Source organism: Streptomyces sp. DSM 106670, from assembly GCF_055792845.1.
On the sequence record NZ_CM147704.1, the window covers coordinates 5,533,968 to 5,558,792 of the forward strand.

The following is a 24,825-nucleotide window of genomic DNA, read 5'->3' on the forward strand; positions in this document are numbered from 1 at the left end:
CTGCGCCCCTACCGCCCTGCCGTCTCCACCCGCAGCTCAGCCACCCCCGCCGGCTTCTCCGGGTCCTCCGAGCGGACCGTCACCCGGACCTTGCGGGCCGTGTCGCCCGCCAGGTACGGGCGCCAGAAGCGGCCGTCGACGGAGGTTTCCAACGTGTGGGAGGCGGGCGGTACGTCGCTCCAGACCGGGGTCACCGAGGTGAGCCGGAGGGGCCGGGCGCCCAGGTCCACCGTCAGGGATCCCGTCGCGCCGTCCGGGGACCAGGACGTCGCCCGAGCCCCGTCCACCGCCGCCTCCGCGTACAGGCCCGGGGCCTCGGAGGTCGCCGTCACCGGGCGGCAGCGCGCCGCGTCGGCCGTCGGGGTCAGGTCGGGGCGGCGGGTGGGAAGCGTGAGGGACGAGGACAGCCGGCGCGGCCCCTCCGTCGTGTGGACCGTGAACGGGGCGCCCGAGATCAGGCGGACCGTCGTCGTCCGGGGGCCGATCCCGACCTCGTACACCGCGTCCCGGTACCGCAGGCCCTTCAGCGTGACGCCCTCGTGCAGGTGCGGCGGCAGCGTCGGGGCCAGGCGGACGCCGTCCGCACGGAGGCGCAGGCCCGTCAGGCCGTGCGTGAACACCTGGAGGAAGCCGCCCTTCCCGGTCAGGAAGTCCTCGGCCGGGAAGCCGGACAGCGGGTCCTCGGCGCCCGACTTCTCGCCGCGCGCCTCGGAGAACAGGTCGTACGGGCCCCGCACGAAGGGCCGCACCGCACGCTGGAGATACGTGTACGTCGAGCAGCCCGGCTCACCGGTCTCCGCCGCGTCGATCGCATGCACCGAGTCCGTCATCGCCGGGCCGTCCGGGTCGGTGCGCGCCGCGTAGTAGTCCAGGGTGGCCGCCGCCGCGCCCGGCTCCATCGGCCACTCCAGCGGGTACGTCAGCAGCACCGTGTCCGCCTGCTTGATCGTGGAGCCGTTGTAGCCCGCGTACTGGAGGAAGACCTTCCTCTCCGCGTCGTACGGGATACGGAGACGGTCCGCGACCCGGTTCCAGCCGGCGGGCGGGCGCCGGCCGAGGATGCGGGCCGCGCGGGTCGCGTTGCGCAGGGCCGTGGCGGCGCCCGCGTTGGTGAAGACGCCGTCGTCGACGCCGTTGCTGTACTCGTCGGGCCCGGCCACGTTCTTGATGGAGTAGCTGCCGTCCTCGTTCGCCGTGGCGCGCGACTGCCAGAAGTCGGCGATGCCGCTCAGGAGCGGCCAGCCGCGTGCCGCCAGCCAGTCGCGGTCGCCGGTGGCGAGGTAGTACTGCCAGACGGCCAGCGACACATCGCCCTGGAGGTGGTTCTGGGTCAGACAGTGCGGCGGGTCCACGCTGTGGCACTCGGAGTCCAGCCGGCCCCGGCTCGCGCTCGTCCAGGGGTAGAACAGGCCGTGGTGGCCCAGCTTCTCGGCGTTCGCGCGGGCCGCGTCCCGGGTGCGGTAGCGGTACTCGACGACCGAGCGCGCCAGCTCCGGACGGGTGGCGAGCAGCCCCGGGAACATCCACGTCTCGGCGTCCCAGAACACCAGGCCCGCGTAGTTGTCGCTGGTCAGACCGGCCGGGGCGATGCTGTCGGCGGAGCCGCGCCGGGTGCTCGCCAGCAGTCCGTACTGGGCGGAGCGCAGCCGGCGCTGGAGGTCGGGGCTGCCGGGGACCAGGACGTCGGCGGACCAGGCCTCGCGCCAGGCGGCCTCGTTCGCCGCGAAGACCCGGTCCCAGCCGCGCCGCGCCGCCCGGTGCGCCGCCTCGCGGGCGTCCTCGGCCGGGGCACGGGAGGTCAGGGCGGTGTCGACGCCGACGTACTTCTCGAAGGTGTACGTCCGGCCCGCGCGGACCGGGGTCTGCCGCGGGGACGTACGGGCGTCCGGCCGCAGCGTCTCGACCACGCCCGAGCCGCGCCGCATCGCCTGCGCCACGGCCCCCTCGACGCCGGTGCCGAGCGTGCGGAACGTGCCGTCCTCGCGCAGCGTGATCCGGCGCGCGCCCCGGCCGTCGAGCCGGCCGGTGACGGTCGCGGTGCCGCTCCAGCGCGGGGTCATCCGCAGGCGTACGGCTCCGGTGTGGACGTCGGAGCGGTCGGCCAGGACATCGTAGGAGAGGTCGGTCGCCCGGCCGTCCGCGGTCGTCCAGCGCAGCGAGGTGCGGACGAGGCCGCAGGAGAGGAAGACCGTCTGGCGGTAGTGCGAGATCCGGCCGGCCGGGGTGTCCGTGCCGAGGGTCTCCTTGCCGACCGCCACGTCGATGCCGGTCCAGCCCGGCAGCGCGGCGATCACCTCGCGGCCCTCGGTGACGGCCTTGTCCCGTGCGTAGAGCCCGGAGACGAACGCGCCGTCGTAGCGCGGTGTGTAGAGCGGCCAGCCGGTCTTCTCGCCGGTGGCCGCGTATCCGGCGCCGGTGGCGGGGACGCGGTGGCCGAGATAGCCGTTGCCGACGTACGGGTCGTAGCCGTCGGCCTCGCCGAAGCGGGTGGACGTCGGGGACCAGGAGGTCCCGGGCGCGCCCTGACCGTCCGTCCGGCCGCAGGCGGGCACGGCCGGGGCCGGGGAAGCGGGCGGAGACGGGTGCGGGGACGCGGTCGGGCCCGGTGCGGGGGAGACGGACGGGTGGGCCGGGCCCGGCAGCGGTACGGGGCCGGGGGACCCGTCCGCGCGGGCGGCGGGCGACGGCGGTGCGATCAGGGCGGCCGCGACCAGGGGTGCGAGGACGGAGATACGCGAGAGGCTCACGGTACGAAGGTAGGGACGCGGCGGCCCGGCCGGCGGTCACGCCGCGCACACCCCCGCGTACCCACCCCGCACCGGGCGTCCGCCGGACGGCCGGATGGAGCAGGAGGGGCGGGAGGGGCGGGCTCGGCGTCCGCCGGGGGCGGTGGGTCGGTCACCTTCTGCCCGTCCGCCGAAGGCAGGGCGCACCCCTCGGCCGGTGCCCGGCGTCCGTCGGAGGCAAGGTGGGCCGAGGCCGAGGGCACCCCACCTCTCGGCCACAGGCTCGGCACCCGCCGGGGGCGGAGGGCCATCCGCTCTCGGGCGCCCCGCCTGTCCGCCGGGGCGGAGGACCAGCCACCCTCGGCCCCGCCTGTCCGCCGGGGCGCAGGACCAGCCACCCTCGGCCCGCCCGCCCCCTCACCCCGCCGCCATCCCCGTCTTCAACCCCGCCCCGCACAACGGCACCACCACGCTGCCCCCGTCACCGCCCCCGTCCCGTACCGCCGCCCAGCACGCCACCCCCGTCGTCTCGACGTAGAAGCCGCGGGACGCCAGGTCCCGCTGGGCCTCGCGGATGTGGTCCTCCGGCACCGTCAGGAACGTGCCGCCCGAGGCCCGTACCGCTGCCAGGATCTGCCGGGCGCGCGGTGGGCGAGGGATCGCGATGCCTTCGGCGAGCGTGGGGGAGGGCGGCGCGGCCGGGTCCGCCGGGGGCAGGTCGTCCAGGCCCGCGTGGAAGGCGGCGGCCAGCGGGGAGACCGCCTCGGCCTGGACGGCGATCAGGCGAGGGCGGGTCTCGATCAGGCCCAGCGCGTGCAGTTCGGCGGTGGCCAGGGCCGCGCCCAGCAGCAGGGTGCCGTTGCCGACCGGGACGGCCAGCGCGTCCGGCAGCCGGCCGCCGAGGTCCTCCCAGAGTTCGTACACGTACGTCTTCGTGCCGTGCAGGAAGTACGGGTTGAAGACGTGCGAGGCGTAGAAGACCCCCGGTTCGTCCGCCGCCGCGCGGGCGGCCAGCGCGGTCGCCTCCCGGCCGCCGGGGACGGTCACCAGGTGTGCGCCGTGGGCCCGGATCTGCTCGGTCTTCTTGGCCGATGTGCCCTCGGGGACGTACACCGTGCACGCGAGCCCGGCCCGTGCGCAGTACGCGGCGACGGACGTGCCCGCGTTGCCCGTGCTGTCCGCCACCACCCGGTCCGGGCCCAGCCGCCGGGCCAGCTCCACCAGCAGCACCGCGCCGCGGTCCTTGAAGGACAGCGTCGGCATCAGGTAGTCGAGCTTGGCCGAGACGGTGTCCGTGAGCGCGACGAGCGGGGTGCGGCCCTCGCCCAGGGAGATCGTCGGGGCGGCGAGCGGCAGGAATTCCTCGTAACGCCACAATGAATTGGCCCGCACGGAAAGCGCGTTCGGCGCGACGCCCCGTACGGGGGTGAAGTCGAGGTCCCAGGGGCCCCGGCAGACCGGGCAGCACCAGGTCAGGGCGGTGGTCTCGGACCGGGTCCCGTCCACCGGGCAGTGATAGGTCGTCATGTCCGCCAGCATGTCAGGCATATGGCAGGTGAATGGCGTGCGTATGGCATGCCCCAACGCACCCTTGTGAGTTCGCCATGGATCGGTCAATCTTTCGCTGGCAGCAGGGCATGCCGGTCACCGGAGGACGCAGAAACCGGGGCGTTCCACTGGCTGATTTGTCATGCCCCTGTCGGGAGTCGTCGTGCGGCTCCGGCACCACCCCCCACCAGAGCACCGCCTATGAGGAGGACCCCTCACATGTCAGTGATGCGTCACACCCCCCATGCACGGCGAAGACTCGCCACGGCGACCGTCATAGCCACCGCAGCCGCCGTCGCACTCGCCACCGCCTCCGCCCTTCCGGCGACCGCGGCCGAGCGGGCACCCGAAGGCGTGATCGAGAACGCGGGCGCTCCGGGCGTCATCAGCAACAGCTACATCGTGACCCTGAAGGACTCGGCGAAGTCCGACTCCGCCCAGGGCAAGGCCCTCGCGAAGAAGTACGGCGCGAGCATCGAGCGCACCTACCGCTCGGCCCTCAACGGTTACGCGGTCGAGGCCTCCGCCGCCGAGGCGAAGAAGTTCGCCGCCGACCCGGCCGTCGCCTCCGTCTCGCAGAACCGCACCTTCACGGTCGACGCCACCCAGACCAACCCGCCCTCCTGGGGTCTGGACCGCATCGACCAGAAGAACCTCCCGCTGGACCAGCGCTACACCTACCCGGACAAGGCGGGCGAGGGCGTCACCGCCTACGTCATCGACACCGGTGTACGGATCAGCCACAGCGACTTCGGCGGCCGGGCCTTCAACGGCTACGACGCCATCGACAACGACAACGTCGCGCAGGACGGCCACGGCCACGGCACGCACGTCGCCGGCACCGTCGCGGGCACGGCCCACGGCGTCGCCAAGAAGGCGAAGATCGTCGGCGTCCGCGTGCTGAACAACAGCGGCTCCGGCACCACCGCGCAGGTCGTCGCCGGCATCGACTGGGTGACGGCCAACGCCGTCAAGCCCGCCGTCGCCAACATGAGCCTCGGCGGTGGCGCGGACTCCGTGCTCGACGCCGCCGTGCAGCGGTCCATCGCCTCCGGCGTCACCTACGCCGTCGCGGCGGGCAACGAGTCGACCGACGCCTCCACGAAGTCCCCGGCGCGCGTCCCCGAGGCCATCACCGTGGGCTCGACGACCAACACCGACGCCCGCTCCAGCTTCTCCAACTACGGCTCCATCGTGGACATCTTCGCGCCCGGTTCCTCGATCACCTCGACGTGGAACACCAGCGACAGCGCCACGAACACCATCTCCGGCACGTCGATGGCCAGCCCGCACGTGGCCGGCGGCGCCGCCCTCTACCTCGCCGAGAACCCGTCCTCGACGCCCGCGCAGGTCTCCGCCGGTCTCGTCGCGGCGGCCACCACCGGAGTCGTCGGCAACCCGGGCAGCGGTTCGCCCAACCGTCTCCTGAACGTGAACACGGGCACCACCAACCCGCCGGACCCGGACCCCAAGAAGTTCGAGAACACCACCGGGTACCCGATCAACGACAACGCGACCGTCGAGTCGCCCGTCACGGTCACCGGGGTCGCCGGCAACGCGCCTGCCGCGCTGAAGGTGCCGGTCAACATCTCGCACACCTACATCGGTGACCTGAAGATCGACCTGGTCGCACCGAACGGCACCGTCTTCAACCTGAAGGCGTACGGCTCCGGCGGCAGCGCCGACGACGTGGTCACCACGTACACCGTCAACGCCTCCTCCGTCGCCGCCAACGGCACCTGGAAGCTCCGGGTCAGCGACAACTGGACGTACGACACCGGCCGGATCAACAGCTGGGGCCTGCACTTCTGAGCCCGCGCCGCTGAACCTCCGAACGGCTGAGTCATAGGCACCAGGCACAGGCACAGGCACCAGGCACCACGCACAGGCCGGGGCGGTCGCGTCATGCGACCGCCCCGGCCCTGTCCGTCGGGCTGCCGGGCCTGCCGGCTGTCAGATCAGCGGCGGTTGAGCCCGCGGTCGACCGCGGTGATCAGCTCGCCGTCCTCCGTGTCCCCGTCCAGCGACCAGAACATCGCCCCGCCGAGACCCTTGTCCCGGACGTACGCGGCCTTGGTGCGCAGGACCCGCGGGTCGTCGTACGTCCACAGCGTGGTGCCGTCGAACAGCCACGCGTGGCCGTTCTTCACATCACGGTGCACCTGGTACGTCCCCGAAGCGGCCAGCTGCTTGAGGACCTTGTAGTCCTCGTAGCCCGCCGCCCAGGTGGCCGGAGCCGGGGCCGTGGCCGGCCGGCCCATGCCCGTGCCGCCGCCGCTCACTCCGGTCCAGCCCTGGCCGTAGGTCGGCATGCCCACCACGAGCTTGTGCTTGGGCGCGCCGCGGCGGACCCAGTCGCGCACGGTCCGGTCGACGCTGAAGTCGTTCTTCGCGTACAGGGCCGACTGCTGGGCCGTCTTCTTCTCGCCGGAGACGTGGTAGTCGTAGCCCTGGAGATTGACGAAGTCGAAGTCCTTCATGAGGCGCTTCACATCGAAGCCCGCGTCGATCGCGGCCGGGTTGGCCGGTACGTACGCCGACAGGTCGTAGTGCTTCGGCTTCGGCTTCGGCTTGCCGTGCCCGTGCCCCTTGCCCTTGGCCGCCTTCTCCTCGGCCTTCGCCTCGCTCTTCGCGTGGGCGTCGAGCTGGGTGCGGAACTCGTGGATCAGGGCGGTGAAGTTCTTCTTGTCCTCCGGGCGGAAGACGGTGCCCTCGTTCGCCGCCGAGCCGGGCCACTCCCAGTCGACGTCGATGCCGTCGAAGAGGCCGGCCGCCGCGCCGTCGCCGCCGCGCGCCCCGTCCACCGGGAGGTTGCCCTTGATGTACAGGTCGACGCAGGAGGCGACGAGCGCCTTGCGGGAGGCCGCCGTGCGGACCGCGTCGGAGAAGTGGGTGGACCAGCTCCAGCCGCCGAGCGAGATCATGACCTTGAGGCCGGGGTGCTTGGCCTTCAGCTCGCGCAGCTGGTTGAAGCTGCCCGCGAGCGGCTGGGTGTCGGTGTCGGCGACGCCGTCCACCGATCCCGCCGCGTCGAACGGACGGGCGTAGTCGGCCCAGGCGTCGGCCTGGCCGGGGATGTTGCCGGTGAAGCACTTGCCCTCGGCGCTGACATTGCCGAAGGCGTAGTTGATGTGGGTCAGCTTGGCCGCGGCCCCGCTGGTGTCCAGGTCCTTGACCTGGAAGTCGCGTCCGTAGACGCCCCATTGGGTGAAGTAGCCGATGCTCTTGTACGCGGGCCGGTGGTGGCCCTTGTCGCGGTCGCCGTCCTTGCTCCGGTCGTGGCCGGCGCTGGCCGTGGCCGCGGGCGCGACGCCCGCCAGCAGGGCCAGCGAGACGGCGGCGATGGTCATTCGGGACAGGCTTCTTCGGCGCATGAGGCTCGTTCCTGTGCGTGATCCGGTGCGTGGTCCGGTACGGAGAGAAAGCGGACGGAAAAGCGGGAGCCGTGCTGTGCACAGGAAGGTATTGGTCTGGACCAAAAATGGTCAAGAGTAAGGGAGTTGCCGGAGAACGTCCGGGAAGAATCTGGTATCCGGGCCCGAGGTATGCCTGGACCGCCACAAGATCATCACATTGGGTGAAACTCTGGCCCATGCTTGCGGTGCACAACCCACGGTTGTCAGGCTGTCGCAGACTGTCAACCTGTTGGGAGTGGCCTGTGACTTTCGGTGAGCAGCCCGCCTATCTGCGCGTGGCGAGCGATCTCAGGGAGAAGATCGTCAACGGCGCGCTGCCGCCCCATACCCGCCTGCCGTCGCAGGCCCGCATCCGGGAGGAGTACGGGGTCTCGGACACCGTCGCCCTGGAGGCGCGAAAGGTCCTGATGGCGGAGGGGCTGGTCGAGGGGCGTTCCGGCTCCGGCACCTATGTGCGCGAGCGTCCCGTCCCCCGCATGATCGCCCGCTCCGGCTACCGGCCGGACAAGGGGGCCAGTCCGTTCCGGCAGGAGCAGACGGCCGAGGGGGCGCGCGGGACCTGGGAGTCCCGCAGTGAGCAGGAGGGGGCGAGCCCCGAGATCGCCGGGCGGCTGGGCATCGAGCCGGGCGACCGGGTGATGCGCACGCATTACGTCTTCCGGGAGGCGGGCGAGCCGATCATGCTCTCCACCTCCTGGGAGCCGCTCGCCGTCACCGGCCGTACGCCCGTGATGCTGCCGGAGGAGGGCCCGTTGGGCGGCTGCGGGGTGGTCGACCGGATGGCCGCGATCGATGTCGTCGTGGACAACGTCGCCGAGGAGGTCGGCGCGCGCCCGGGGTTGGCGGAGGAGCTCCTGGCGCTCGGCGGTGTGCCCGGCCATGTGGTCATCGTCATCGGGCGTACGTACTACGCCTCGGGCCGGGCCGTGGAGACGGCCGACGTGGTGGTGCCGGCCGACCGGTACCGGGTCGCCTACCACCTGCCGGTGCGATGAGGTGAGGTGACGGCCCGTCGGGCCCCGGTGAAGGGTGTCTGCCGGGGCTGATGGGCGTGCTGATGGGTCATGAGGGGGCGCATTCATTCGATGCGCCCCTTTCGTGATGGCCGGATGTGTATCTCTTTGTGTAAAGCCGCCTGCACTGAGTGAAGGTCAGGCGTACGCTCGGGCATATGCGTACTGCGGTTTCCTGGGGATCCTTAGAGACGTGCACGCCGGTGGGAAGAGGGGCGATATGCGGGGGAGCGACACGATGAGCGACAGCGGCGCCGTGCTCCCTTGGCAGGTGATACGGCAGGACGACGGCGGCAACCGCTATCGCGTGGGCAGGTACGCCACGCAGGCCGAGGCGCAGAAGGTCGCCGACGGCCTCGACCACCGCCATCGTCACCAGGTCTATCGGGTGGAGCGCGTGGGCCAGGGCAACCGGCCCTGACGCGCAGGACGGCCCCGTGGGGCCCCGGGAGGCGGGAACGTGCCTCCCGGGGCCCCACGGGCCTTCTGGAGTGCTTGTGCGCCCGCGTGCGCCTGTGCCGCGCTTGTGCACGTCCGCCGCCTCGGACGGTAGGGTCCCGCCCGACCGGGGGTGCGGAAGCCGCCGGAGGTGCGGCGAGCGGGGCGGAGTGATGGCGGTGCTGATCGACACGGTGGCCTGGGTGCGGATCGAGGGCGGCAGGATTCTCTGCGCGCGGCCCCGGGGCAAGGGCGTCTTCTACATCCCGGGCGGCAAGCGCGAGGGCGCGGAGACCGATCTGCAGACCCTCCTGAGGGAGATCCAGGAGGAGCTGACGGTCGGCCTGATCCAGGAGACCGTCGTCCACGCCGGTACGTACGAGGCCCCCGTGGACGGCCGGCCCGACGCCGCCGTCGTACGGATGAGCTGCTACTACGGCGACTACCGCGGCACGCTCACCGCGAGCAGCGAGATCGAGGAGATGGCCTGGTTCTCCTTCGCCGACCGGGCCCTGGTGCCGCCCGTGGACCAGCTGCTCTTCGACGACCTCAAGGCGGCGGGCGCGCTGACCTGATCACCCGTGCCCGTCTGCACTCTTATGCACCAAACGGCACGTTGTGCGGTAGTAAGCAATAAATGGTGGGTATGGGGTTTTTAGTCCCCATTTACTCATGTGGGTGCGCCCGTGGTCGTCCCTGGGAAGTGATCGGCGTGATCGAGACCGAAGGCGACTGCGCCGAGTGGACCTTCCCGGCCGAACCGGGCTCCGTGCGCAGCGCCCGGCACGCCGTCCGGGGCGCTCTGGGCTCGTGGGGTCTCGACGCGGCGGTCGGTGATCTCACGGTGCTGCTCGTCAGCGAACTCGTGACCAATTCCCTGCGGTACGCCTCCGGGCCCATCGGCGTACGGTTGGTCCGCTCGAACCCCGACGGGGACCTCCTGCTCGCCGACCGCCCTCCCGCCGCCCCCGGACTGCGGGTGGAAGTCTCCGATCCGCTTCCGGATCCACCCACCGAACGCAGTGCGGGACCCGACGACGAAGGCGGCCGGGGACTCCAGCTGGTGGCCTGTTCCGCACGTCGCTGGGGGACGCGTCGGGGAAAGAGTGGCAAGACCGTGTGGTTCGAGCTGGCTCTCCCTGGTTAGGAGAGTGGAGGGACGCACAGCGATCACCAGAGGTCGGGCAGAACCTGGCTGAAAGGGACTGAGACCTTGCTGTGATCGTGAACGCCGTGTCGGTCGGGGCCGTAGTGCTGAATACTGCGGGCAGGACCGGTCCGGTGTGTGAGCTGGAGGGGACGGTCGCGTGAGCGAAATACCTGGGACGACGGGTGATGTCGTCGGGACGGCCGGCGATGTCGTGTGGCAGAGCAGTCCGCCCGGCTCGATCTATGACCACATCAGGGTCGCCTCCTTCTCGATCGGCCCCGACGGCCTGATCGAGCAGTGGAGCAGCCGGGCCGCCGGTCTGTTCGGCATGACCTCGACCGAGGCGATCGGCCGTGACCCGGTGGAAGCCTTCATGCCCTTCGAGCTGCGCTCGGACGGTCGTCGGCGGGTCGGCGAGATCCTCGACGGCAAGGAGTGGACGGGTCTCGTCCCGTTCCGGATGCCGGGCGAGGGCGGGGCGCACGGCGTCGCCGAGGTCTATGTGATGCCGAGTCTGACGGGCCGTGGCGAGCGGGCCGCGCTCTGCATCGTCGTGGACGTCCGGGCGCTGCGGAGCATCGAGACCGACCTCGCCGCATCACAGGCCATATTCGGCCAATCTCCTTTCGGCTTCGTGCTGTTCGGCACGGACTTCGCCGTCGTCCGGGCCAACCAGCGCTTCGCCACGGTCTTCGGCGGCGCGGCCGAGGACCACCGGGGCCGCACGGTGGAGGACTATCTGCCGCGCGCCGAGGCCGACCGGCTGTCCGCCACCCTGAAACGGGTCCTGGAGACCGGGGAGTCCGTCACCGACCTCCAGCTCGTCGGCACCGCCCCCGGCACCACCGACCGCCGCCACTGGTCCATGAACCTCTACCGGGTGCACAGCGGAGCCGGCCGCCCCGTCGGCATCGCCGGACTCGCCACCGACGTCACCCGCCGGCACATCGCCGCCCGCGAGGCCGCCAGCGCCCGCCGCAACCTCGCCCTCCTCAACGAGGCCAGCGCCCGCATCGGCAATTCCCTGGACCTGGAGACCACCGCCCGCGAACTCCTCGACGTGGCCGTCCCCGGCTTCTGCGACCTCGCCACCGTCGACCTCTACCAGGGGCTGCTCACCGGCGAGGAGGCCGCGCCCGGCAGTTGGGCGCCCGCGCACCGCGAGTCCGCCGGAGGCTCGGCGGAGCTGCGCCGGGTCGCCCACGCCAGCGCGGTCGCCGACGCCCTGCCCACCGCCGTGGCGGGCAGCGGGCCCCCCGGCCCGGACGACCTGCCGCCCGCGCTCGGCTCCGTCCACCGCTTCCCGTTCGGCTCGCCCTGCGCCATGGCGCTCCGCTCCGGCCGGGTCGAGGACGTCCCCGGCGACGAGATGGGCTTCGTGCAGTCGACGCTCGCCGTGCCGATGGTCGCGCACGACACCGTCGTCGGCCTCGTCCAGTTCTCCCGTACGAAGGGCAGCGAGCCCTTCGGTGAGCGCGACCGGGCCCTCGCCACCGAACTGGCCGCCCGCGCCGCCGTCTGTATCGACAACGCCCGCCTCTACCGCCGCGAGCACGAACGCGCCCTGATCCTCCAGCGCAGCCTGCTGCCCCCCGGCGACCCCGAGGCCGCCGGGCTCGACATCGCCTGCCGCTATCTGCCCGGCAACACCGCCACCGAGGTCGGCGGCGACTGGTTCGACGTGATCGAGCTGCCCGGTCACCGCACCGCCCTCGTCGTCGGCGACGTCATGGGCCGCGGCCTGCGCGCCGCCGTCGCCATGGGCGAACTGCGCACCGCCGTAAGGACCCTGGCCCTCCTCGACCTGGAACCGGCCGAGGTGCTCTCCGCTCTCGACGAGGTCGCCCGCGGCCTCGGCTCCCCGGGCGGCGGCGAGCGCAGCGAGGGGCTCGGCGGCCGCGGCGGAGCGCAGTGGCCCTCGCGCGCCGCGCAGAAGTCCCGCGAGGCCGACCTCTCCGAGGTGTATCTCGCGACCTGTGTGTACGCGGTCTACGACCCGGTCACCCGGCGCTGTACGTTCGCCAACGCCGGGCACATGCCCCCGGCCGTCGTCGAGCCCGGCCGGCCCGCCCGGCTCATCGACGTCCCCCCGGGCATGCCGCTGGGCGTCGGCGGTGAGCCGTTCGAGGAGGTCGAGGTCGAGCTGGCCGAGAACGCCCTGCTCACCCTCTACACCGACGGCCTGGTCGAGTCCCGGGACCAGCCGCTGGACGAGGGCCTGGAGGCGCTGCGGGAGGTGCTCACCGGTCCGCAGATGGAGCTGGAGGACGCCTGCGACCACGTCCTGAGCACCCTGGACACCCGGCACGGCGAGGACGACATCGCCCTGCTGATGGCCCGGATCCAAGGGCTGCCCGCGGAGGCGGTGGGCGACTGGACGCTGCCGCGCGAACCCCGTTCGGTGGGCCGCGCCCGTGAGCTGGCCCGCACCCAGCTGCTCGCCTGGGACCTCGACGACCTGGTCGACACCACCGAACTCCTCGTCAGCGAACTGGTCACCAACGCCCTGCGCTACGGCGAGGGCGAGATCCGGCTCCGGCTGCTGCGCGACCGCACCCTGGTCTGCGAGGTGTGGGACGCCGGACTCGTCCAGCCGCGCCGCCGCCGCGCCCGCGACACCGACGAGGGCGGCCGCGGCCTCCAGCTGGTCGGCCTGCTCAGCGCCGCCTGGGGCTCGCGCCGCACCCCGCGCGGCAAGACCGTCTGGTTCGAACTGGCCCTGCCGGACGGGGCCCCGGCCGCCGAACTCTCCGTGGAGCAGCTCCTGAGCATGTACTGAACCCGGGGGAGGAGCCGTTACGCGCCCGTCTTGAGGGCCGCCAGCCGGGCCTCGACCTCCGCGCTGGCGCCCAGGCTGTCCAGCTGCTCGAACTGGGCGTCCAGGGAGGAGGCGGCCAGCTCCTGCTTGCCCAGCGCCTTCGCCTCCTCGCGCCGCACCTTGTCCTCGAAGCGGCTCAGCTCGCTCGTCGGGTCGAGGACGTCGATGTTCTTCACCGCGTCCATCATCTGGTTCTGCGCCTGGGCGGACTTGGCGCGCGCCACCAACTCGTCGCGCTTGGCCTTCAGCTCGGAGAGCTTGCCCTTCATCTGGTCGAGGCCCGTCTTCAGCTTGTCCACCACCTCGGACTGCGAGGCGATCGTCGGCTCGGCCGTCCTCGCCTCCTGCTCCGACTGGAGCTGACGGCCCAGCGCCACCTTGGCCAGGTTGTCGAACTTGTCGGCCTCCGCCACCGACCCGGCCCCGCGCAGCTCGTCCGCCTTCCGGCTGGCCGCCAGCGCCTTCCCGCCCCACTCGGCCGCCGCCTCGACGTCCTCCTTGTGGTCCTGCTCCATCAGCCGGAGGTTGCCGATGGTCGACGCGACGGCCTGCTCGGCCTCCGCGATGTTGTTCGTGTAGTCCCGGATCAGCTGGTCCAGCATCTTCTGCGGGTCCTCGGCCTGGTCGAGGAGGGCGTTGATGTTGGCCTTCGCGAGCTGGGTGACGCGGCCGAGGATGGTCTGCTTGGTCATGGGATCACTCCTGGGAAGTCGGGATCGCTGGTACGGGTGAGGAGATGAGGTCCGGTCGTTCAGAAGCGGCCGCCACCGCCCCGGCGCCCCCGCGTTCCGCCCCCGCCGAAACTGCCGGGACTGCCGCCGAAGCCGCCGGACCGGCCGCCGCCGCCGAACCCGCCGCCCATGCCCCCGCCCCGGCCGCCGCCCCCGAACAGCCCGCCGAGGATGATGCCGCCGAGCACCGCCCCGCCCATGCCGCCGCCCCCGCCCCGCATACCGCCGGGGCCCTGCATGCCGCCGAAGCCCCGGACGTCCTGCTCCGCCAGGCTCATCGCCTGCCGGGCCAGCGCGTCCGCCTGCTGCGCCTCGGCCAGCGCGCCCTGCGCGTCCGTGCCCGACAGCTCCCGGGCCCGCTCCCACCGCCGCTGCGCCTCCGCGAGCCGGGTACGGGCCTGGCTGCCGACCGCACCCCGGTTGGTCGTGATGTAGTCGGCCGCCGCCCCGATCGCGGACCGGGCGGTGAGCATCGCCTGATCGAGGAGGGTGCGGGCCTTGGCGTCACCGCGCTCCTGCTCCCGCGCGCCGGCCAGCGCCTCGTCCAGGGCCGCGTCCGCCTCCTCCACCCGGCGCAGCGCGTCGATCGGGTCGTACGGTCCCGCCGCCGTCGCGCCCCGGACATCGGCGAGCACCGCCTCGGCGCGGGCGATCCGGCCGCGCAGATCGGCGGTCGACGCACCCTCGGCGGTCCCTTCGAGCAGCCCGCCCGCGTCCGCGAGGTCGGCCTCCGTCTCGGTCAGCGCGGCGGGCAGTCTCCGTGCGGCCTCGGCCAGCTCCGCAGCCCGCCGGTCCACCGAGTCCAGCAGCGTGCCCGCCTGGCCCACCGCGCCCTCGGCGGCCCGGATGTACACCGCGGCCCGGGAGTTCTCGCCGCCGTCGACCGCCGTACGGGCCTGCTCCACGGCCGAGGCCGCGAAGACGAGCCGGTCCCGCGCCTGCTCGACGTCGCCCGCCACGGGCGTGGCCGCGCCCTCCCCGTACCGCTCGCGCAGCCCGGCGACGCCCGACTCGGCCGCGGCGACCCGTCCGGCGAGCTCGCGGTGCGTGGCGTCCACGGTGGCCAGGGCCTCGGGCGCGGTACGTTCCAGCGCGCGCAGCCGGTCGAAGTCCTCGGAGACGGTGTCCAGACCCTCGTCGGCGGTGGCGCACCGCCGCAGGATCTCCTCCAGCATCCGGCGGCGGGTCGCGTCGTCCTCGGGGAAGGCGTCGTCGAGCTGCTGGCGCAGCCGGAACGACCGCGTCAGCTCGTCCTTCGCCCGCGCCACCGCCTCGGTGAAGGGCTTCGCCGCCTCCTCGCCGAACTGGGCGGTCGCGAAGCCGAGTTCCTCCTCGCTGGTGCGTACCGCGTCATCGGTGTCCACCAGCACCTGCTTCGCCCGCGCGTCCAGCTCCGGCAGCGGCGTCGGCGGCTCCGGCGCACCGCCCGCCCCCGCGCCCCGGCCCCAGCCGGTGGCCGCCGGGGTGGTGCGGGTCGTGCCGCGCCGCTTGCGCCGGGCGTACGCGTAGGCGGCGACCGCGCCCACGCCGCCGACGACGGCCACCGGCAGGATGAAGTCGCGGGCGCCGGTGGCGCCGGAGTCACCCGTTCCGGGGTCGGCCGGTCCCGGGGTGATCGCGGGCGCGGTCACGGGGCGTCCGGCCCGTACGGAGGCGTAGCCGTCCGCCGCGCCGATCGCGGCCCCCGCCCAGTCGTTCTCCCGCAGCGCGGGTTCGATCGCGGTACCGGCCACGTCCCGCAGCTGGGCGTCGGTGAGCGGGGAGCCCGCGTCGACGGTGTAGGCGTACTGCCGGTCGTGGGTGGCGACGGAGAGCAGCACGTCGTCCTGGCCCAGACCGTTGCGGTCGGCGGTCTCGTCGCTCCAGGTCTGCCCGGACCGGCCGGAGAAATCGCGTACGTACACCACGAAGAGCTGGATGCGCTCGTCCTCGTACAGCCGGTCGAGGGCGTCCTCCACCTGCTCCGTCCGGTCGCCCAGCGCACCCACCCGGTCGGTGATCTGCCCGTCCCGCGACAGCTCGACGGGGTCGTCGGCGCGGGCGGGCGCGGCGGCGGGCAGCACCAGCCAGCACACGGCGGACAGCGCGGCGAGCAGGCCGGTGAGCAGACCGGCCGGCGGACCGGTGAACCGGGCTCGGCCGGGCCCGGCGCTCCGGTTCCGCGGCAATCGTGGAGGCGTCACCTTTGCGAGGCTATGTGCGCTTTTCGACCCCCGCGACCCGACGTTCTGCCGGTCGGCGTCGGCTGTTCGCATGAAAGGGCGCGCGAAAGAAGCCGCCCCGCGCGTGTGCGGAGAGGCGGTGGCCGCCGCCCGTCGTCAGATGGGGCGACGTGGCGCGTTCCGGGCCCGGCGCCGGAGGCCGGCGGCGCCGCGCCGGTCAGGCCCGGTCCCACGGGAGGTCCCGTCCCACGAGAGGCCCGGTCTCCTCGGAAGCGTCCATGAGAGGCCCGAAGTCCGGAGGTGGCGTGTGACTGGCCTTCAGCTGTCGGTCGTCGTGCCGTGCTTCGACGAGGCCGAGGTGATCGAGGCCTTCCACGCCGCGCTGGTCGGCGTCCTGGAACCCCTCGGCGACAGCTTCGAGATCTGTTACGTGGACGACGGCAGCCGGGACCGCACCCGGGCGCTGCTGAACGCCCTCGCCGCCCGCGACCCGCGCGTCCACTACACCGCCTTCAGCCGCAACTTCGGCAAGGAGGCCGCCATGCTCGCCGGACTCCGGATGTCGTGCGGGGCGGCCGTGGTGATCATGGACGCCGACCTCCAGCACCCGCCCGAGCTGATCCCCCGCATGCTGGAACTGCACCGGCACGGCTACGACCAGGTCATCCCGCGCCGCGACCGCACGGGCGAGGGCCTGCTCCGCAGCACCCTCAGCCACACCTATTACGCGCTGGTCCGCCGCTGCATGGACGTGGAGCTCATCGACGGTTCGGGAGACTTCCGGCTGCTGTCGCGGCGGGCGGTGGAGAGCGTCCTGTCCCTCCCCGAGAGCAACCGCTTCTCCAAGGGCATCTTCTCCTGGATCGGCTTCGACACGGTCACCTTCCGCTACCGCAACAGCGAGCGGGTGGCGGGCCGCTCGAAATGGGGCAGCAGACGGCTGCTCAACTACGGCATCGACGGACTGCTCTCCTTCAACAACCGGCCGCTCCGGCTCGCGATCTACACCGGCTTCTGGGTCTTCGTCTCGGCCCTGGTCTACGCCCTGTGGACGATCGCGCGGGTGGTCCTGCACGGCGTGGACACCCCCGGTTACGCCACCCTCCTCACCGCCGTCGTCGCGCTCAGCGGCATCCAGCTGGTGACGCTCGGCGTCATCGGCGAGTACGTCGGCCGCATCTACCACGAGGCGAAGCACCGCCCGCCGTACGTGGTGCGGGAGACCGACGCGACCTGCCGGGCGCTGCCGGGCGGCCCGCCGTCGCGCCCGCGGCTCACCGGCGGCCCGGCCGAACGCACGGCCACCGGCGCCGCCACCGCCCTGGCCCCCGCAACCGCCGTGAGCGCGCCCAGCCGGTCCCGTACCGTCCGCCAGTTCGGCAGTTTCGTCCTCATCGGCTGTGTGAACACCGCCGTCTACCTCGGTGTCTACGCCTCGCTGAACCGCTGGATCCCCTACCTGACCGCCCATGTCATCGGCTACGCGGTCAGCATCGTGTGCTCCTTCCTGCTCAACTCCTACGTCACCTGCCGGACCCGGCCGACCTGGCACGCGTTCGTCCGCTATCCGCTCTCCAGCCTGGTCAACCTGGTGGCGTCCGGTGCGCTGCTCTACGGCGCGGTCAGCGGGCTCGGGATGGACAAGAACCTCGCCGCGCTGGCGGCCGGTGTCCTCGTCACGCCCGTCTCCTTCCTGCTGGCCCGGTGGGCGATCACCTCGGGCCAGCAGGCCAGGCCGGCTTCCGTGCCGGAGGCCGTGGAGGTCCCCGCCGAACCGCCGCCCGTCCGCCCGGAGCCCGCACCGCTGCCCACCCGCTCGCGCCAGGACCGGTGAGGCCCGCGATGTCCGACGACGCTCCCGTAACCGCTGATGCCGCCCCGGAGAACCTGCGGGGCGCGGACGCGACGGCGGCGGTACGTGCCGGGCGGCAGCGCTCGGACCGCCCCTGGACCGCCCTCTGGGTGAGCGCCCTCGCGCTCCCGCCCCTCGCCCTGCTCGCCGCGGCCTCCTGGTTCGGCCGGTGGGTGAGGCCCGGCGCGGACGACTGGTGCTTCCTGCCCGTCGTACGGGACGACGGCGTCACCGGCCTCGTCGGGAGGTTCTACTTCGACGACAACGGGCGGGTCGCCAACGCGCTCCTGGTCGGCGCGTACGCGAAGTTCCAGATCGCGGGCCACCAGTGGTTTCCCCTGGTCAGCGGGGTGCTGGTGCTCGCGGTCCTGTGGACGGTGGCGGTCCTGGCACTGCGCAGGGCGGGTCTGCGCACCCCGCGCGGCCTGCCGCTGCTCCTCGCGGCGATGACCACGGCGCTCTTCCTGTTCGCCACGCCGAACACGTACAAGACGTTCTACTGGCCCGCCGCCTCCGTCTCGCACACCCTGCCGCCCGTCCTGGCCTGCGCCGCCCTGATCCCGCTCCTGCTCGCCCGCTCCCGCCGGGGCCGGATCCTCGCGCTCGTCGTCGCGGTGCTCGCGGGGGCCTTCCTCGCCACGCTCTCCGAGGAGACGGCGATCGTCGTGGTGACGGTCCTGCTGGCCGCCCTCGTCCTGTCCGGTCGGGTCGTGCCCGCGCCCGACCGGGGGTTCGTCCGCCGGTGGTGCGCGGCGGGCATCGCCGGGACGGCCGCCGGGGCCGCCGTCCTCATCACCTCACCCGGCTCCATGCGCCGCAGGGAGCGGTTCGGCGCGGAGACCACGTCCCTGCTCGCCTCCGACTCCCTGGCCGCCTCGCTGCGCGCCTTCGCCGAGATCACCGTCACCGTGGTCACCACCTGGCAGTACATCGGCGCGGTCGCGGCGGGCGTACTGCTGGGGCTGCTGTGCCGCCGGGCGGACGGGACCACGCCCCGCCCGCCCGCGCACCGGTCGCTGCTGACCACCGCCGGGATTCTGGTGCTGCTCGTCTCCGGCTACCTCTGCACGGTCATCGCCTACCCCGTGTTCGGCGACCGGCTGAGCGACGCGAGCGCCAACCGGCTGTGGAACGACTACCTCCTGCTGTACGTGATCCTCCTCGTCGGCCTGGGCGCGCTGCTGGGCCTGGCCGTCCGCCGGTACGCCCACCGCACCGCCCCGGCGAAGGCGGTGTGCGCCGCGCTCTGCGTCCTGGTCTGCGTCGGCCCGGCCATCGCCCTGACCGACCTGGACACCGCGATGCGGGCCCGCGCCGAGAAGTGGGACGCCCAGGACCGCCGGCTGCGCGAGGGCGCGGCCGACGGCGAACGGGTCCTGCCGTACGAGCGCCTGGTGATCAGTCAGATGCTGGAGCCGTTCAGCCAGGGCGGCCGCCGGTACTGGCCGGGCGGCTGCGTCGCCGACCTCTACGGCCTGGACCGGGTCACGGACGGGGTCAGGAACCGCTGAGCGCCGGGACGGGGACCCGGTTGACCTTCAGGAGATGAAGTCCGTCAGCGTGCATCCGTCCACGAGCGACTTCTCCTGCTTGTAGCCGCTCGGAATCGGCTCGTCCGGGTCGCAGGCGAGCATGAGGAGACCGGACGTCCGCAGATCGCTCCTGGTCTCGCTCGTGCCGTTGGCGACGGCGAAGTCCTTGCCGACGAGGAACTCGCTGCCGCTCTTCTTCGCCTGGGTCTGGAACTTCTTCATGTCGTCGATCGCCATGAGCCGGACCGAACTGCGCGTGTCGTTGAAGCAGATGGCCCGCTCCCTGATGCCCCAGGTCGCACCGACCTCTTCCGGATAGCCGAAGTCGGAGTCCTCGTAGTCCTTCTCCTGCATGACCAGACCCGTGCAGGTGGTGTACTGCGTCACGAACATCTCGATGGCGGCCATCGTGGGGGCGCTCGGCGGACCGTCCCGGTCGGGGTCGATGAGCCGCCCGCCGCTGCCGGCGGACTGCCCGTAACCGTCGTCGGTCGCACCGGCTCCGCCGTCACCGCTACTGCCACCACTGTTGCCACCGGCACGGCCGCTGCCGTCGGCGCCGTCGTCACCGCCGCAGCCGGTGACCGCCGTCAGCGCCAGGACTGCCGCGCCGACGACGACCATGTACCGCAACCGCATGGTGTTCTCCTGGTTCCTGGACGCCGCGGAGATCAGGCCGCGAGGACGTGCCCCAGGATGCAGTGTCGGCAGCGGGCGAACAATCGTCGGCTTCACATGGTCTGATAACCCAGGAGTTATCGCTGAAGGCCGGGGGGCGGGCGGGTGGAACTGCGCGACATCGAGATCTTTCTGACGCTGGCCGAGGAACTGCACTTCGGCCGGACCGCGGAACGGCTGCATGTGTCGCAGGCGCGAGTGAGCCAGTCGATCGCCAAGCAGGAACGGCGGATCGGGGCACGGCTGTTCGCCCGCAGCAGCCGCCGGGTCGAGCTGACGCCCATCGGGGCACAGCTGCGCGAGGACCTCGGCGCGGGCTACCGACGGATACTCGACGGCACCCGCGCGGCCACCGCCGCCGCCCGGGGCGCGGCGAGCACGTTGACCCTGGGGCTGCACGGGCCTCAGCCGCAGGACCAGTCGCGCGTCCTCGACCTCTTCCGCTCCCGCCACCCCGAGATCCAACTCCGCATCCAGGAGCTGAACTTCACGGACCCGTTCGGTCCGCTCCGCAAGGGATCGGTCGATGTGGCGACCGCCTGGCTGCCCGTCCGCGAGCCGGACCTCACCGTCGGCCCGCTGGTCATCGCCGAACCGCTGCTCCTCATGGTCGCCACCGGCCACCCGCTCGCCTCCCGCGACGCGGTCGGCATGGAGGACCTGGGCGACTGGACCCTGCCGCAGTCCGCGCAGCCCATCCCCGAGTACTGGCAGCAGACGCTCGTCCCCGCCCGCACCCCGTCCGGCCGGCCCATCCGGAGAGGGCCGAAGGTCTCCACGTTCCAGGAGATCGCCGCCATGGTCGTGGCGGGCGAGGTGATCTGCCTCGTCCACGGCGTCGCCGCCCGCTACTACCCGTGGCCCGGCCTCCGGTATCTCCGCCTGTACGACGCGCCGTTGGTGAGCTGGGCCCTGATCTGGCCGACGGCGGGCGAGACGGGCCCCGTACGCGACCTCGCCCGCGCCGTACGCGACGCGGGGCCGCCGCAGTCGGCCTGACGAGCCGTCAACATCCCTCGTGGCGGCCCGGATGTCCCGCGCCCGCCGCCTACCAGGGCAGTACGCCGTCCTCGTCCCGGAGCGTTCCCGTCGGGCCGTCCGCGCCGAGCGTCGCCAGTCCTACGACCACCCGGGCGCTCTCCTCGGGCGAGCGCCCGATCCCGAACGCGGCGGTCATGTCGGTGGCGGTGGGGCCGGGCTCGACCGCGTTGAACTTGATGCCGGGATGGGCCTTGGCGTACTGGACCGTCAGCATGGTGGCCGCCGCCTTCGAGGCGGAGTAGAGCGTCAGCGGCAGGGTGGACTCCACCCGCTCGGGGTTGTTCACCGCCCAGAACGACCCGGCGCTGCTGGAGACGGTGACCACGGTGGGGTTCGAGGACGCGCGCAGCAGAGGGAGCGCCGCCTCCGTGACGCGGACGATCCCGACCGCGTTGGTGTCGAAGACCCGCAGGGCCTTGGGGCCGTCGAGGTCGCCGTCCCCCAGGACGCCCGCGTTGTGCACCAGGACGTCGAGCCGGCCCTCGGCCGCGCCGATCGTCGCCAGCGCGCCGTTCACCGAGGCGTCGTCGGTCACATCGAGCTGGACGAACCGCGCCCCGAGCGTCGCCGCCGCCTTCTCGCCCCGCTCGGCGTCGCGCGCGCCGATGTAGACGGTGTGGCCCGACGCGAGGAGCTGCTTGGCGGTCTCGTAGCCGATGCCCTTGTTGGCTCCGGTGATCAGTGTGACGGGCATGGTCGTCCCCAGGTTCTGTAGCGATCGATGCGGAACTTCACGGTAGCACTTCCGCATCGATCGCTACAGAAGAGATAGGATGGGTGCGTGGAGACGACACGGAAGGGCCCGAGCGGGCGGCCGAGAGGGTTCGACGCCGACGAAGCTCTCGAACGCGCGATGCTGGTGTTCTGGGAGCACGGTTACGAAGGCGCCAGCCTGTCCTGCCTGACGCGGGCGATGGGCATCTCCACCACCAGCATGTACGCGGCCTTCGGCAACAAGCAGGAGCTGTTCCGCAAGGCCCTGGAGCGTTACGCCGCCGGCCCCAGCGACTATCTGGTCCGGGCCCTGGAACAGCCGACCGCCCGCGGCGTGGCGACCGAGCTCCTCGCCGGCACCATCCGGACCACCACCCGCCCGGCCGGTCCTCAGGGGTGCCTGGGCGTCCAGGGCGCGCTGGCCGCGAGCGACTCCGGCCAGGAGGTCCGTGACCTCCTGGCCGCCTGGCGCAACGAGAGTCACCGCTTCGTCCTGGAGCGCTTCCGGCGGGCCGTCGACGAGGGCGACCTGCCCCCGGAGGCCGATCCGGCGCTCCTGGCCCGTTACGTCACCACCCTGGCCTTCGGCGTCGCCGTACAGGCCGCGGGCGGCGTCTGCCGCGACGAACTCCAGACGATGGCCGACGCGGCCCTCCGCGACTGGCCCCCTTTCTGACAAAGGGGCGCCTTCACCGGCGGAGGGCCCGCCGCCCTCAGTACCCGTAGATCATCTTGTACGCGACCTCCGGCAGGAACTGCCCGGCCACCGAGCCGGCCCCGACCCCGCAGTCGCCGTCCGACTCGCCCGGGGTCTTCAGCCACAGCAGCATCTCCGCTCCGCCGCCGGTCTGGCTGACCGCTCCCGTCCTGCGTCCGCCCGGGTTGCACCACGCGCCGTCGGAGCCGTTGCCGTTGCGGCTGGTGTCGATGACGTACGGCTTCGTGTAGCCGTAGGACGCCGACAGGGCGCCGTTGATCGCGTTGCCGTACGCGGAGTTCTCGCCGGTGCCGTAGTAGTTCGAGATGTTCAGCGAGAAGCCGTGCGCCTGCCGGGCTCCCGCGCCGTCGAGGTGCTGCGCCATGGTGGCCGCGTCGGTCCAGGCCGGGTTTCCGGCGTCCAGGTAGGTCCAGGTGTTGGGGGCCTGTGCGCTGAACTGGGCGAGCGCGTCCTTGAGCATCGTGTTGCGCTCGTCGATCTGGGCCTGGGTCAGGCAGCTGAAGTCGCCCAGCGAATCGGGCTCGATGACCACCAGTGCGGGCCGTGCGCCGATGGCCGAGGCGAAGGCGGAGATCCAGGCGTGGTAGGCGCTCGGGGTGCCCGCGCCGCCGCCGGAGTGGCCGCCGCAGGCGTCGCGGCCGGGGATGTTGTACGCGATCAGGACGGGCAGCTTGTCGGCGGCGTCGGCGGCGCCCACGTACGAGCCGACCGCCGTCCCGATGTCGCCGCTCCAGGAACCGAACCACCGGGCCATGGGGTGCGCGGCGATGTTGTCGCGGATGGCGGCGGCGCGCCCGTCGCCCGGGTTCGCGGCGGCCCAGACGGCGGGCGTCGAGCCGGGGTCGGTGTAGAAACCGCTGGTCATGCCGATGGGGTCGGCCTGTGCGGTGGTGGGGGTGGCGGTGACGTCGGCCGCGGTGGCCTGCTGCCCTGCGCCGAGGGGGAGGAGCAGGCAGGCGAAGGTCGAGGCGACGAGCGTGCGCAGAAGTCTCTTCACGAGTGCGGCCCTTCTGTGGGAGCGCTCCCAATCGGCGGCGGCGGCTCGGAGGTGGGGGAGGGGAGCGCGGGGGTGGGGGGAGGTGCGTACGGCGGACCGGTGGGGACCCGGTCCGAAACTGCCGCCGTCAGACGAGACGGTGACAGCGGGACACCCCGCTGTCAATGAGTCCGGCAACGGCTCACCCGCGCAGCGGGCTTCACCCGGCGGGGCGGTGGACGCGCGGGATCCCCAGGTCCGGCAGATCGAGGTGGAAGCCGTGCCCGCGACCGCTCATGGTGCCGTCGTAGGAGAGGTCGGCCAGGCCGACGCCCAGCTGCCGCAGCTCCTCGACGAGCATGCGGGCGGCCGTCGCGGCGTGCTCGCGATCGGCCATGGCGTCGGGGAAGCGGCGTTGCCAGATCGAGCGCGAGAACTCCCAGCCGCTCCCGGTGAGTCGGGCGGGGTCGGCCGGGCCGGGGTGGTGCAGATATCCGGTGGCTTCGACGACGAGGGTCAGATCCTGGCTCCAGCACTGGACGAAGCGCTGGGCGTCGTCGGCGGCTCCGAGGTGCAGGATGAACCTGCCGGGGAAGAACGGGGTGTCGTAGGTGAGCGACCGAAAGGTTTCGGACAGGCGCTTCTCCACTTCCTCCCAGGTGGTGGAGGGCGCGCCCGCGGAGGCGGGCGGCAGACCGGCGGGCTCGGCGGCGCGCCAGCGGCCGCGGGAGTAGCCGCGCCCGGCGGAATCGGCGCCCGCTTCGGGCGGCAGGAGTTCGAGGCTCACCTCGCCCTCGTCGTGCGAGTGCACGAGGAGCCCGGCGCCGGGCCGTCGCCACAGCATCCACGGGCCGGAGTCGCCTCCCCACATCGTCGGCGGGCCCAGCTCCTCCTCCATGACCCACCAGGCGGCGCGGACGAGACCCGCGGCGGTGAACGCGTCCTCGGCGGGCAGGTCGACGACGCGTACGTTCAGCTTGCGCACCTGCTCGGGCGCCGAGGCGTCGGAGATCACGGTGCCGTATCCGCCCCAGGGCCCCTTCCGGGGAGCGAAGCGACGCCAGACCTGACCCGCGATCTCCTTGGGCTCCCGAAGCTCCCAGCCCAGCGGAGAGGTAGCGTGCTCGAAATCCGGCAGGCTCCATGAGCCCAGGCGGAGCGGGTCGAGCTCTTTCACCAGCGCGCGGAAGTCGTCGGATTCGAGCCAACTGCCCTGGGGGATCGTGTTCTCCATCCGGCACACAGTAGGTGTCACCGGTGACACCAGTAGTACCGATGACACTGATGGCACCGATGACGCCGATGACTTCGG

General features: G+C 72.6%; 19 protein-coding genes. 10 read left to right on the forward strand and 9 right to left on the reverse strand.

Going from position 1 to position 24,825, the window contains the following annotated elements; all coding sequences use genetic code 11:
- Positions 1-8: 8 nt before the first annotated feature.
- Complete coding sequence (locus ACSMXR_RS24630) at positions 9-2,747, reverse strand: glycosyl hydrolase family 65 domain-containing protein (RefSeq protein ID WP_473169936.1); 2,739 nt, start codon at positions 2,745-2,747, stop codon at positions 9-11.
- A 396-nt stretch (positions 2,748-3,143) separates the two neighbouring features.
- The gene (locus ACSMXR_RS24635) at positions 3,144-4,253 is read right to left on the reverse strand and encodes a threonine synthase (protein WP_473169937.1); all 1,110 of its coding nucleotides are present in this window, start codon (positions 4,251-4,253) and stop codon (positions 3,144-3,146) included.
- A 240-nt stretch (positions 4,254-4,493) separates the two neighbouring features.
- Between ACSMXR_RS24635 and ACSMXR_RS24640 the strand changes: the two genes are divergently transcribed.
- Positions 4,494-6,086 (forward strand): S8 family peptidase, encoded by a 1,593-nt coding sequence (locus ACSMXR_RS24640; RefSeq protein ID WP_137231915.1) that lies wholly within the window; start codon positions 4,494-4,496, stop codon positions 6,084-6,086.
- A 146-nt stretch (positions 6,087-6,232) separates the two neighbouring features.
- Here ACSMXR_RS24640 and ACSMXR_RS24645 read toward each other — a convergent pair whose 3' ends face one another.
- Entirely contained in the window at positions 6,233-7,648 is a 1,416-nt protein-coding gene (locus ACSMXR_RS24645; RefSeq protein WP_473169938.1) for a glycoside hydrolase family 18 protein, read from the reverse strand.
- Between the two features lie 284 nt (positions 7,649-7,932).
- Between ACSMXR_RS24645 and ACSMXR_RS24650 the strand changes: the two genes are divergently transcribed.
- From ACSMXR_RS24650 to ACSMXR_RS24670, 5 genes are all read left to right on the forward strand, one after another.
- A complete protein-coding gene (locus ACSMXR_RS24650; protein WP_030630823.1) occupies positions 7,933-8,685 on the forward strand; it encodes a GntR family transcriptional regulator in 753 nt (250 codons plus the stop codon).
- 238 nt (positions 8,686-8,923) lie between these two features.
- Positions 8,924-9,124: an SPOR domain-containing protein gene (locus ACSMXR_RS24655; protein ID WP_137231913.1), complete on the forward strand. Its 201-nt coding sequence runs from the start codon at positions 8,924-8,926 to the stop codon at positions 9,122-9,124.
- Between the two features lie 187 nt (positions 9,125-9,311).
- Entirely contained in the window at positions 9,312-9,716 is a 405-nt protein-coding gene (locus tag ACSMXR_RS24660) for an NUDIX hydrolase (RefSeq protein ID WP_473169939.1), read from the forward strand.
- Between the two features lie 128 nt (positions 9,717-9,844).
- Positions 9,845-10,288 (forward strand): ATP-binding protein, encoded by a 444-nt coding sequence (locus ACSMXR_RS24665; protein ID WP_030082744.1) that lies wholly within the window; start codon positions 9,845-9,847, stop codon positions 10,286-10,288.
- Between the two features lie 214 nt (positions 10,289-10,502).
- Complete coding sequence (locus ACSMXR_RS24670; RefSeq protein WP_381907649.1) at positions 10,503-13,070, forward strand: SpoIIE family protein phosphatase; 2,568 nt, start codon at positions 10,503-10,505, stop codon at positions 13,068-13,070.
- 17 nt (positions 13,071-13,087) lie between these two features.
- On the opposite strand, the gene ACSMXR_RS24675 is transcribed toward ACSMXR_RS24670, so the two are convergent.
- Together ACSMXR_RS24675 and ACSMXR_RS24680 are read right to left on the reverse strand one after the other, a co-directional pair.
- Complete coding sequence (locus ACSMXR_RS24675; protein ID WP_137231911.1) at positions 13,088-13,801, reverse strand: PspA/IM30 family protein; 714 nt, start codon at positions 13,799-13,801, stop codon at positions 13,088-13,090.
- 59 nt (positions 13,802-13,860) lie between these two features.
- Positions 13,861-16,008, reverse strand: a complete 2,148-nt coding sequence (locus ACSMXR_RS24680) for a TPM domain-containing protein (RefSeq protein ID WP_473172443.1) — start codon at positions 16,006-16,008, stop codon at positions 13,861-13,863.
- 301 nt (positions 16,009-16,309) lie between these two features.
- Between ACSMXR_RS24680 and ACSMXR_RS24685 the strand changes: the two genes are divergently transcribed.
- Together ACSMXR_RS24685 and ACSMXR_RS24690 are read left to right on the forward strand one after the other, a co-directional pair.
- Positions 16,310-17,836: a glycosyltransferase gene (locus tag ACSMXR_RS24685; RefSeq protein ID WP_473169940.1), complete on the forward strand. Its 1,527-nt coding sequence runs from the start codon at positions 16,310-16,312 to the stop codon at positions 17,834-17,836.
- 8 nt (positions 17,837-17,844) lie between these two features.
- Entirely contained in the window at positions 17,845-19,365 is a 1,521-nt protein-coding gene (locus ACSMXR_RS24690; protein ID WP_473169941.1) for a DUF6056 family protein, read from the forward strand.
- A gap of 27 nt (positions 19,366-19,392) precedes the next feature.
- Here the strand turns inward: ACSMXR_RS24690 and ACSMXR_RS24695 are convergent, their stop codons facing one another.
- On the reverse strand, positions 19,393-20,025 hold the full coding sequence (locus ACSMXR_RS24695; RefSeq protein ID WP_381789927.1) for a hypothetical protein: 633 nt from the start codon (positions 20,023-20,025) through the stop codon (positions 19,393-19,395).
- A gap of 144 nt (positions 20,026-20,169) precedes the next feature.
- Between ACSMXR_RS24695 and ACSMXR_RS24700 the strand changes: the two genes are divergently transcribed.
- Positions 20,170-21,063: a LysR family transcriptional regulator gene (locus tag ACSMXR_RS24700; RefSeq protein ID WP_473169942.1), complete on the forward strand. Its 894-nt coding sequence runs from the start codon at positions 20,170-20,172 to the stop codon at positions 21,061-21,063.
- A gap of 49 nt (positions 21,064-21,112) precedes the next feature.
- Here ACSMXR_RS24700 and ACSMXR_RS24705 read toward each other — a convergent pair whose 3' ends face one another.
- Positions 21,113-21,799, reverse strand: coding sequence for an SDR family NAD(P)-dependent oxidoreductase (locus ACSMXR_RS24705; RefSeq protein WP_381789921.1), 687 nt, complete (start codon positions 21,797-21,799; stop codon positions 21,113-21,115).
- 87 nt (positions 21,800-21,886) lie between these two features.
- On the opposite strand from ACSMXR_RS24705, the gene ACSMXR_RS24710 reads away from it, so the two are divergent.
- Entirely contained in the window at positions 21,887-22,495 is a 609-nt protein-coding gene (locus ACSMXR_RS24710; protein WP_473169943.1) for a TetR/AcrR family transcriptional regulator, read from the forward strand.
- Between the two features lie 37 nt (positions 22,496-22,532).
- On the opposite strand, the gene ACSMXR_RS24715 is transcribed toward ACSMXR_RS24710, so the two are convergent.
- Together ACSMXR_RS24715 and ACSMXR_RS24720 are read right to left on the reverse strand one after the other, a co-directional pair.
- Positions 22,533-23,534 carry a glycoside hydrolase family 6 protein gene (locus ACSMXR_RS24715; protein ID WP_473169944.1) on the reverse strand — a complete coding sequence of 334 codons (1,002 nt, stop codon included), beginning with the start codon at positions 23,532-23,534 and terminating at the stop codon, positions 22,533-22,535.
- 199 nt (positions 23,535-23,733) lie between these two features.
- Complete coding sequence (locus tag ACSMXR_RS24720) at positions 23,734-24,747, reverse strand: hypothetical protein (protein WP_473169945.1); 1,014 nt, start codon at positions 24,745-24,747, stop codon at positions 23,734-23,736.
- Positions 24,748-24,825: the final 78 nt, after the last annotated feature.

Coding starts and splice junctions, on each gene's coding strand:
- ACSMXR_RS24695 (WP_381789927.1), bottom strand. CDS start 20,025: ATGCGGTTGCGGTACATGGTCGTCGTCGGCGCGGCAGTCCTGGCGCTG.
- ACSMXR_RS24655 (WP_137231913.1), top strand. CDS start 8,924: ATGCGGGGGAGCGACACGATGAGCGACAGCGGCGCCGTGCTCCCTTGG.
- ACSMXR_RS24705 (WP_381789921.1), bottom strand. CDS start 21,799: ATGCCCGTCACACTGATCACCGGAGCCAACAAGGGCATCGGCTACGAG.
- ACSMXR_RS24635 (WP_473169937.1), bottom strand. CDS start 4,253: ATGACGACCTATCACTGCCCGGTGGACGGGACCCGGTCCGAGACCACC.
- ACSMXR_RS24690 (WP_473169941.1), top strand. CDS start 17,845: ATGTCCGACGACGCTCCCGTAACCGCTGATGCCGCCCCGGAGAACCTG.
- ACSMXR_RS24720 (WP_473169945.1), bottom strand. CDS start 24,747: ATGGAGAACACGATCCCCCAGGGCAGTTGGCTCGAATCCGACGACTTC.
- ACSMXR_RS24645 (WP_473169938.1), bottom strand. CDS start 7,648: ATGCGCCGAAGAAGCCTGTCCCGAATGACCATCGCCGCCGTCTCGCTG.
- ACSMXR_RS24675 (WP_137231911.1), bottom strand. CDS start 13,801: ATGACCAAGCAGACCATCCTCGGCCGCGTCACCCAGCTCGCGAAGGCC.
- ACSMXR_RS24640 (WP_137231915.1), top strand. CDS start 4,494: ATGTCAGTGATGCGTCACACCCCCCATGCACGGCGAAGACTCGCCACG.